The 3443-nt window shown below is 45.5% G+C and carries 4 protein-coding genes; 1 reads left to right on the forward strand and 3 read right to left on the reverse strand.

Annotation, left to right across the window (positions count from 1 at the left end):
• Positions 1 to 290 (forward strand): integrase core domain-containing protein (locus tag SDD30_RS17110; RefSeq protein WP_434076140.1); only part of this gene is annotated, 290 nt, incomplete at its 5' end.
• Between the two features lie 71 nt (positions 291 to 361).
• Here the strand turns inward: SDD30_RS17110 and SDD30_RS17115 are convergent.
• Genes SDD30_RS17115 through SDD30_RS17125 form a run of 3 tightly spaced genes read right to left on the reverse strand, consistent with a single transcriptional unit; the run spans position 362 to position 3210 of the window.
• Positions 362 to 1156: an ABC transporter permease gene (locus tag SDD30_RS17115; RefSeq protein ID WP_434076141.1), complete on the reverse strand. Its 795-nt coding sequence runs from the start codon at positions 1154 to 1156 to the stop codon at positions 362 to 364.
• On the reverse strand, positions 1153 to 2052 hold the full coding sequence (locus SDD30_RS17120; RefSeq protein WP_434076142.1) for an ABC transporter permease: 900 nt from the start codon (positions 2050 to 2052) through the stop codon (positions 1153 to 1155). Before SDD30_RS17120 ends, SDD30_RS17115 begins: the two co-directional genes overlap by 4 nt.
• A gap of 60 nt (positions 2053 to 2112) precedes the next feature.
• Entirely contained in the window at positions 2113 to 3210 is a 1098-nt protein-coding gene (locus SDD30_RS17125; RefSeq protein ID WP_434076143.1) for an ABC transporter substrate-binding protein, read from the reverse strand.
• Between the last annotated feature and the right edge of the window lie 233 nt (positions 3211 to 3443).

Consider the following 3443-nt stretch of genomic DNA (forward strand, 5'->3'; position numbering starts at 1 on the left):
TTACGAGTCACCAGTACATCAGTCTCCTCCAGGCAGCCGGTGTAGCCATTAGCATGGACGGCAGGGGTCGGGCCCATCACAACATCTTTACTGAGCGATTATGGCGTAGCTTGAAGTATGAAGAGGTTTACCTCCATGAATACCAAACACCTAGGGAAGCCCGTCAGGGTATCACGAACTACCTCCGATTCTATAACGAACAACGCCTTCACCAAGCCCTGGGCTACTGTACACCAGCTCAAATTTACTATCAAGCATCCCAGGAATTAATATCCATAACTGGTAACTAACAAGGTTGATTTCAATTAACCCATTTCCAAATATAACCTTATCCAAACATATGTTTGTAGCTTAAAATTTTTCATTTTGTGTCTTGACAATGGGGACCACCATAACAACGCTCGGCCAGTAGCACCACGCCTACGGACATGGTAACTAGGACAACTGCATTGGCAGCAGTGATCTGGGGAACGCTAAGGTAAGTTGAGGTGAAGATCCGAATAGACAATGGAACAAGATCGGGAGTCATCAGGAAAAACGTCATAATGAAATCATTGATGCTTCGGGCAAAGCCAAAGATCATTCCCACCACGATACTAGAAGAAATCAGTGGGAAAGTCACACCTAAAAACGCCTGAATAGGTGTAGCGCCGAGTGTTTCAGCTGCTTCTTCAAGCTTGGAACCAAGTTGTTCCATGGCAGCAAGTATTGGTCGAGCCATCACCGGAACTACGACAGCGGTGTGGGCAAGAATAAGAACCAATAGTGGCGGTGTTCCTCGAAAAAACCCGGTGTTGAACAGCTGAAGAAGCGAGAGCCCAAACACAGTGCCTGGGATAAGCGCAGGTAGAATAATTAGCTGGTCGATCAATTTCTTACCTGGGAAGTCTGTTCTGGTCATCACGTAAGCTAGCGGTAGTGACACTAACAGGGCGATTAGTATTGCCGGCAAGCTAATCATAAAACTTATGCCAATGGCTGCCAACGCATCGTGACCAATAAATCCGTACCATTTGAGGGTCAATTCCGAAGGGATAACCTCAATTTTTTTACTGAACGAGAACACAATCATTGTAATAAGTGGCAACACCAGAAAGAGAACTACTCCCGCTGTTATCCACTTGCACAGGTTAGCAAAAGGGTGCTGTTTATTCACGCTATCTTCCTCCGTAACAACAACATAGAACACAGCTGGCCTAAGAGAGAAATCGCAAACACAACTGTTGCCATGGCGGAGGCGAAGGGGATGTCATATCCAAAGGAAGTAGCCTTCAGCATAATTTCAACTGGAAGGTAAGGAACATTTTCACTTCCTCCACCAACAATAAGTGCTACCTCAATCAACCCTACGGCAAAGGAAAAGTTCAGAATCACAGCCGCCAAAATCCCTGGAAAAGCTAACGGAAGAAGAACCCTCGTTAGGGTGTAAAACTCTGTTCCACCGAGACTGTAAGACGCCTCGACTAACTCAGATGGTATTCCTTTGAATGCACTTACGACATTACGAATGTAGACAGGCAAAGTAATGTACACCGTACCTGCTACAACAGCGGGGATAGAGAACACGAGGACCATTCGAGACTTAAAGACCAAGCCAATAACAGTGTTAAGAACACCGTAAGGACCGAAAAAAATGACCAGAGAATAAGCTGCTACTACACTAGGTAAATAGGTTGGGAGAGTAATAAACCATTGGAGGGTGCCACTTCGTTTAAAGTCTCTGCGCGACAGGAGGTACGCTACCGGGGTTCCAATAGCCATGGTTATAAGCACAGTTGAAAGCGCTATGAGGAGGGTATTAGCAATCACTCGTTGGTAGTACGGATTATTGAGAAGCCTTAAATAATTGTACAACGTGTAGTGCTCATGAAACAGAGTGGCCGGCTGAAGAATATCAAGATCTAGGCTATTATTCGTCGTAAATGCCTTTATGACGAGGCCAAGGGATGGCAACAGAACGAACAACAGGTAAAGTCCCAGAAAGGGAAATAAGAGCAACCATGTACTCGTACGGCTTAGGTACAAATCAGAATCGCCGGGCTTCGGACGCATCAGCAATCTCCCCTCTACTCTGAAACCGGGGACTGGGTTGAACCCAGTCCCCTGAATCTCTTACTTCTTGATCCGTGCTTCCAGTTCCGTTTGGAGATTTGCTAGCCGGGTCTTGCCATTTGCATCTTTTCCGATCCAGTAAGCCCAGTCTGGAACATATGCCTTTTCCAGAACCTCATCAATAGTCTTGTCCCCGAGCGCCGCCTTGAGTTTGTCGTTCTTGAGCTCGACTGTGCTATTCGTAGCAATGCTTATTCCTAGATTGTTCATTATATCATTTTGGGCATACTTATCCAGGTAAAAGTTGACGAACTTTACAGCAGCATCTTTGTGAGGAGCATTTTTCATGATGCTTATCGAATTCAGCATTAGAAATGCGCCTTCTTCAGGTACTACAGCTGCAACTTTGCCGCCAGCCTGTTGGGTTGCAACCATAACCTGTCCCAAGGATTCTGCTGCTATGGCAGCCTCCCCTGTGGCGATAGTTCTCTCCATATCGCCAGGCGTATTAAACAGTTTAACAGTATTCTGATACTGCTTAGTGATCAGATCCCAGGCCTTTTCCGTACCGTAGGCCTTTTGCATTACAAGCAAGTGTCTAGTTGCGGTCTCGTCGGTAGGATCTGATAAAGCTAATTTCCCTTTCCATTTAGGATCCGCAAAATCGGCCCACTTTTGCGGAGCCTCCCCAGCTTTAACCAAGTTTGTATTATAAGCAATCAGATGTAAGTCATAGCCCCAGATGCCGACCTGGGGGTACTTGAATCGCTTATCAACATCTTTGGAAGCTGGAATCTGGTCCCACGGTATATCCGCCAGCATTCCTTCACCAGCTAATGTAAAGGCATCCGAAGGAGTGCTGATAAAGATATCAGACTTAGCAGCGTTTTCGGTTATAATTCTCTGTCGCATTTGGGTACCAGGACCTGATATATATTTTATCGTTACACCAGTCTCTTTCTTAAATTCTTCGGCCCATTTTTGGAACCACAAGTCCCAGTCGCCGGCCCACCCATACACGATCAGCTCTTTACTGCCTTGAGACTCACCGGTTCCATTTTGCGGAATAGAAGCAGGTTTGCTGCATCCTTGAATCATTAGCACGGCTACAATTAGAAGCAGTACAAGGTAAGTAGTTGTCAAAGCCCCTTTTCGCATCTTTTACCCTCCTTTTTCTTTTTGTCCTAACTCATTATTCTTGACCGCTGTTTCGAGTTCCCGCCTCCTTTGTTTGTTCGACTTACGAACTAAGTTTAGGATTCTACATTCTAACGGAAATTCCTGCTTCACGATAAAAATTAATTTAGTTTTTTGGTAACTACTCAGGCTATCAACCAATAGTTAAAAATCAAGTCTCACCAGGAACAAAAGGCATGCCAAGGAGGGCACCG

This window comes from Moorella naiadis (nom. illeg.) (genome assembly GCF_051020825.1).
Lineage (GTDB): Bacteria > Bacillota > DSM-521 > Neomoorellales > Neomoorellaceae > Neomoorella > Neomoorella naiadis.